Origin of the sequence: Rhodococcus chondri, from assembly GCF_036327435.1 — a bacterium.
Lineage (GTDB): Bacteria > Actinomycetota > Actinomycetes > Mycobacteriales > Mycobacteriaceae > Rhodococcus > Rhodococcus chondri.
In genome coordinates this window covers 1-5,229 of sequence record NZ_JAUZMZ010000249.1, presented here as the reverse complement: position 1 = coordinate 5,229, position 5,229 = coordinate 1, and the positions used below count along the sequence as shown (strand labels likewise).

The 5,229-nt window shown below is 69.5% G+C and carries 3 protein-coding genes and 2 pseudogenes; 1 reads left to right on the top strand and 4 read right to left on the bottom strand.

Going from position 1 to position 5,229, the window contains the following annotated elements:
- The 3 genes and pseudogenes from Q8814_RS24255 to Q8814_RS24245 all read right to left on the bottom strand — a co-directional run.
- Positions 1-666: pseudogene (locus Q8814_RS24255) on the bottom strand (bifunctional [glutamine synthetase] adenylyltransferase/[glutamine synthetase]-adenylyl-L-tyrosine phosphorylase); the annotation flags it as partial.
- A 109-nt stretch (positions 667-775) separates the two neighbouring features.
- The gene (gene glnA / locus Q8814_RS24250; RefSeq protein WP_330154520.1) at positions 776-2,125 is read right to left on the bottom strand and encodes a type I glutamate--ammonia ligase; all 1,350 of its coding nucleotides are present in this window, start codon (positions 2,123-2,125) and stop codon (positions 776-778) included.
- 84 nt (positions 2,126-2,209) lie between these two features.
- Positions 2,210-3,748, bottom strand: a complete 1,539-nt coding sequence (locus Q8814_RS24245; RefSeq protein WP_408015979.1) for an alpha/beta hydrolase — start codon at positions 3,746-3,748, stop codon at positions 2,210-2,212.
- 184 nt (positions 3,749-3,932) lie between these two features.
- Between Q8814_RS24245 and Q8814_RS24240 the strand changes: the two are divergent.
- Positions 3,933-4,178, top strand: a pseudogene (locus tag Q8814_RS24240) (3-methyl-2-oxobutanoate hydroxymethyltransferase); the annotation flags it as partial.
- Here Q8814_RS24240 and Q8814_RS24235 read toward each other — a convergent pair.
- Positions 4,157-5,229 (bottom strand): amino acid adenylation domain-containing protein (locus Q8814_RS24235; RefSeq protein WP_330154519.1); only part of this gene is annotated, 1,073 nt, incomplete at its 5' end. The pseudogene Q8814_RS24240 and the gene Q8814_RS24235 sit on opposite strands and share 22 nt — an antisense overlap.

The window sequence follows — 5,229 nt, the reverse complement described above, 5'->3', positions numbered from 1 at the left end:
GTCGATCGTGCACGGCTCGGTGGGCAGCACCGTCGAGACCGCGACGGCGAGCGCCGCCGTCAGGGCGGCGTCGGCGAGATCGGCGAGCAGCGCCCCGACCTCCAGATAGGGCAGGACGGGCTCGTTCTCGACGGTCGCGGCGAGATCGGCTGCCGCGATGAGCATCAGCTGATCCCGGTACGTGGTGCGCAGCGCCGCCACCGCCTCCGGTCCGGTGAGGCCGGCGCGGTAGACGAGCCGGTGGTCGCGGCCCCCCGTCTCGGGGGCCGCATCCACACAGTCGAGCATTCGGCCGGTGAAGGTGTGCCGGTCGGGCAGTTCGAGAGTGTCGGCGAGCATGCGCCACCGATCCGGATGGGCCACGACATGATCCCCGAACGCGGCGGACGCTCCGAAGAGCCCGAAGAGGCGGCCCCGCAGACCTTTGTCGGTGCGCAGCGCGGCGTCGAGTTCGGCCCATCCGTCGTCGCCCAGCGCGTCGGCGAGACGCGTGAGACCGCGCAGCGCCAGGTCGGCGTTCGCGGCGCGCGACAGTGCCCACATCAGCTCGATGCTCTCGGCGTCCGTCCACCCCAGACGTTCGAGCTCCGCCGGTGCAGTGCGTTCGACCAGGCCGAGGCGTCCGGGACCGGGCACCACGGAGCGGGCCGGAGGCGGCTTCACCACGAATCGCCCCCCGGCCCGGATGTATGCATCGTTCCGGCTTCCCGCGCTGTTGCCTTACCGGGCACGACCACCCACCTCTTCGTCGCGTCGATACCGTCCGGCCGGAACGCTACAGGCCCAGGTACTGCTGCAGCTCGTACGGCGTGACCTGGCTGCGGTAGTTCTCCCATTCCCGCCACTTGTTGCGCAGGAAGTAGTCGTAGACGTGCTCACCGAGTGTCTCGGCGACCAACTCCGACTTTTCCATTTCGCGCAGCGCGATGTCGAGGTCGGTGGGCAGTTCCCGGTATCCCATGGCGCGCCGCTCCGCCGTGGTGAGGGCCCAGACGTCGTCTTCCGCCTCGGGCGCGAGCTCGTAGCCCTTCTCGATGCCGCGCAGCCCGGCGGCGAGCAGCACCGCGAAGGTCAGGTACGGGTTGCAAGCCGAGTCGGGGGTGCGGATTTCGACGCGCCGCGACGACGCCTTGCTCGGTGTGTACATCGGGACACGGACGAGGGCCGAGCGGTTCGACGGCCCCCAGCACGCCGCGGTGGGCGCTTCCCCGCCGTGCACGATGCGCTTGTAGGAGTTGACCCACTGGTTGGTGACGGCACTGATCTCGTTGGAGTGCTCGAGCACGCCCGCGATGAACGCCTTGCCCGTGGCCGACAACTGCAGCGGGTCGTCGGGGTCGTGGAAGGCGTTGGTCTCGCCTTCGAACAGCGACATGTGGGTGTGCATCGCCGAGCCGGCGTGCTCGCGGAACGGCTTGGGCATGAACGTCGCCCGCACACCCTCCTGCATCGCGATTTCCTTGACCACGTACCGGAAGGTCATGACGTTGTCCGCCATGGACAGCGCGTCGGCGTAGCGCAGGTCGATCTCCTGCTGACCCGGCGCCGTCTCATGGTGGCTGAACTCGACGGAGATACCCATCGATTCGAGTGCGTCGATGGCGTGCCGACGGAAGTGCGGCGCCGACCGGTGGACGGACTGGTCGAAGTATCCGCCGTCGTCGGCCGGGACGGGTTCGATGCCGTTCGAGCCGTTGGCGCCGTTGTCCTCGACGAGGAAGAACTCGATCTCGGGATGCACGTAGCAGCTGAACCCGAGGTCGGAGGCCTTGTTGAGCTGACGACGCAGCACATGCCGGGGGTCGGCCCAGCTCGGGGTGCCACCGGGCATCGTGATGTCGCAGAACATCCGGGCCGAGTACTGGTGTCCGCGGTCGTCGATCCACGGCAGCACCTGGAAGGTCGTCGCGTCGGGGCGGGCGACCATGTCTGCCTCGGAGATGCGGGAGAATCCCTCGATCGCGGAGCCGTCGAACCCGATACCTTCTTCGAAGGCGCCCTCGAGTTCGGCCGGGGCGATCGCCACGGATTTGAGGGTGCCCACCACATCGGTGAACCACAGGCGCACGAACCGAATGTCGCGCTCTTCGAGGGTGCGGAGCACGAACTCCTTCTGGCGATCCATATCGGCGAGAGTAGGCACCATCCGTTAATTCCGTGTTACATACGGAAGTTATCGGCACGGCGTGTCGCTCACACCGGCCGCCGGTCAGCAGTGCGGATCGACAGCGGGTGTCTCGAGTGCCACGAAATACCTGGTCACGGCGTCGTCGACGCACGGCACACCGTCGAGCACGACCGTGTGCTGAGTGCCCTCGAAACTGAGCAGGGCACCGCCGAGCTGACGGGCCAGATCCACCCCCGCCCGATACGGGGTAGCAGGGTCCCCGGTGGTCGACACCACCAGCACGGGCGGCAGTTCGTCCACGTTCGGGGTGTGCGGTTCACCGGTGGGCGGGACCGGCCAGAACGCGCACACATCGAGGGGCGCGGCGCCCGTGCCGCGGCCGTCGTCGAGGAACGGCGCCGCCGCACGGAACTTCATGTCCAACTCCCCCGCGAGCTTGCGGTCGGTCACCGGCGGGTCGTCGACACAGCGGATCGCGTTGAACGCATCGGTGATGTTGGTGTAGGTCCCGTCGTCCTGCCGCCCCTCGTACAGATCGGCGAGCAGCAGCAACGTGTCACCGTTGCCGCTTGCGAGAGAGGACAGCCCCCCGCGCAGCGAACCCCACAGGGTCGGCGAGTAGAGACCTTGCTGCACCCCCGTGATCGCGTCGCCGTGACTCAACCCGCGCGGATCGGTGGTGGACGCCGGTTCGGTGATCAGCGGATCCATCAGTTCCCTGAACCGCCGGACCGCACCCGCCGGGTCGCCCCCGAGCGCACAGTCCGCGAAGTCCGCGCAGTAGTCGGCGAACGCGTCGAAGGCCTGCTGGAAGCCCTCGGCCTGCAACAGGATTTCCTCGACCGGATCCTGCTCGGGGTCGAGTGCCCCGTCGAGCACCATCGACCGCACCCGGCCCGGAAAGGTTTCGGCGTAGACGGTGCCGAGCCGGCTTCCGTACGAGTAGCCGAGATAGTTCAACCGGTCGTCGCCGAGCACGCCACGGATGACGTCCATGTCGCGCACCACCTCCCGCGTTCCGACATGCGCGAGCAGTTCCGCGCCGGTGCGCCGGTCACAGAGCTCGGCGTACTCGCGGTTGCGTTTCTCGGTCGCTTCGATGCCGGCGGGGCTCATATCGCCACTGTCGAAGGCACGATCCGCGTCGGCTTCGTCGTCGGTGCGGCACCGGATCTGCGGCAGCGACGCGCCCACACCACGCGGGTCGAATCCGACGACGTCGAATCGGCCGGCCAGCTCGGTGCCGGCCGCAACCGCAGCCGTGCCGAGCCCCGAACCGCCGGGCCCACCCGGGTTGACCAGCAGCGAGCCGATGCGGTCTCCCGTGGCCACCGACCGCGAGACGGCGAGCGAGAGCGTCGCACCGGCCGGATCGTCGTAGTCCAGCGGCACCGAGATGCGGGCACAGGTCACGCCCATCCGCGCGAGCGAGGGCCCGTCGGGCCCGTAACCGCCGCACGACTCCCAGGACACGCCCTGTTCGTAGAACTGCTCGAGCCCCGCGGGCACCCCGACCGTCGACGGGGCTCGCGCTTCATCGACGGTGGTGCATCCGGCCACCACCGCACCGGCTGCGACCAGGGCGAGCGCCGCAGCAGGAAATCTGCCTGCAGCGGGCAGGGCGAACGCGCGTACGGACGCGGAAACTGACACTCACCGATCGTGCCATGCACCGCCCGAGCGGCCACGATGTGATCAATCGCACCGCCGTCCGAGGTTCGCGGAACCTCGGTGCGGTGGCACACTGAGACGGTCATCACCCAACCCGGGGACCCATCGGGCCTCGAGGAAGAAAGGGACAGTGATGTCCGAAAACATGACGTCTGTCTACGGTGGCTCCACCCCCTCGGATGCCCCGGCCGAAACCCCGAAGCGCAAGACGCGAGTCCATCACCTGCAGGCCATGAAGGCCGAGGGCCGCCGCTGGGCGGAACTGACCGCGTACGACTACTCCTCCGCCCGCATCTTCGAAGAAGCCGGTATCCCCGTCCTGCTGGTCGGCGATTCCGCCGCGAACGTCGTCTACGGCTACGACACGACGGTGCCGGTCGCCTCATGCGGCACGGTCACGGCCGCGTCGACGGCCGGGTGCGCGGTGAGCGCGGCGTCGATCTCGGACAGTTCGATGCGGTGACCGCGGACCTTGACCTGGAAGTCGGTGCGGCCCAGGTAGTCCAGGTCGCCGGTGGCGGTGCGCCGGACGAGGTCGCCGGTGCGGTACATCAGGCCGCCGGTGAGCGGATCGGCGACGAACCGGGCCGCGGTGAGCGCGGCCCGGTCGTGGTAGCCGCGGGCCAGTCCGGCGCCGGACACGTACAGCTCCCCCGGGACGAGGGTCGGTACGGGACGGAGTCGGTCGTCGAGTACCACGGCCGATGTCCCGGCCACGGCACGTCCGATGTGGACGGGCGAACCGGCCGTCATGGGACCGGAATGGGTGGCCATGATGGTCGATTCGGTGGGTCCGTACGCGTTGAACATCGCGCGTCCGGGGGCCCAGCGCGCCACGAGCGACGGCTCGCACGCCTCACCGCCGACAACCACGACGCGCACCAGCGGCAGTCGCGCCGGGTCCAGCGTCGCGAGCGCGGCCGGGGTGAGGAACAGGTGCGTGACCTCGGCGTCGGCGAGCACCGTGTCGAGTTCGGCGCCGCCGTAGATGCCGGTGGGCACGACCGCGAGCGTCGCTCCCCCACCGAGTGCCATGAACATCTCGAGCAGCGACGCGTCGAAGCTCGGTGACGCGAACGCCGCGACCCGGTCGCCGCGCTGCACGCCGTAGTGGCGTTGCTGTTCGGCGACGAACGCGCCGAGGCCGCGGTGGGTGACGACGACGCCCTTGGGCACGCCCGTGGAACCGGAGGTGTAGATCAGGTAGGCGGGCTGGTCGGGGTGCGGCGCGCGGCCGGTGACGGGGCGGTCGTCGCCGGTCCGTGCCGCGACTTCGAGCCAGGTCACCCCGCCCGGCAGGGTGTCGCGGTGCGCGTCGGTCGTCAGGCCGAGCCGCACCCGCGAGTCGGTGAGCGTGTGCTCGATACGGGCAGCGGGGTAGGTGGGGTCGACCGGCAGGAACGCGGCACCGGTCTTGGCGACGGCCCACA

Bases quoted from the DNA above. Each gene is read 5' to 3' on its own strand.
- glnA (WP_330154520.1), bottom strand. From the start codon at position 2,125: ATGGATCGCCAGAAGGAGTTCGTGCTCCGCACCCTCGAAGAGCGCGAC.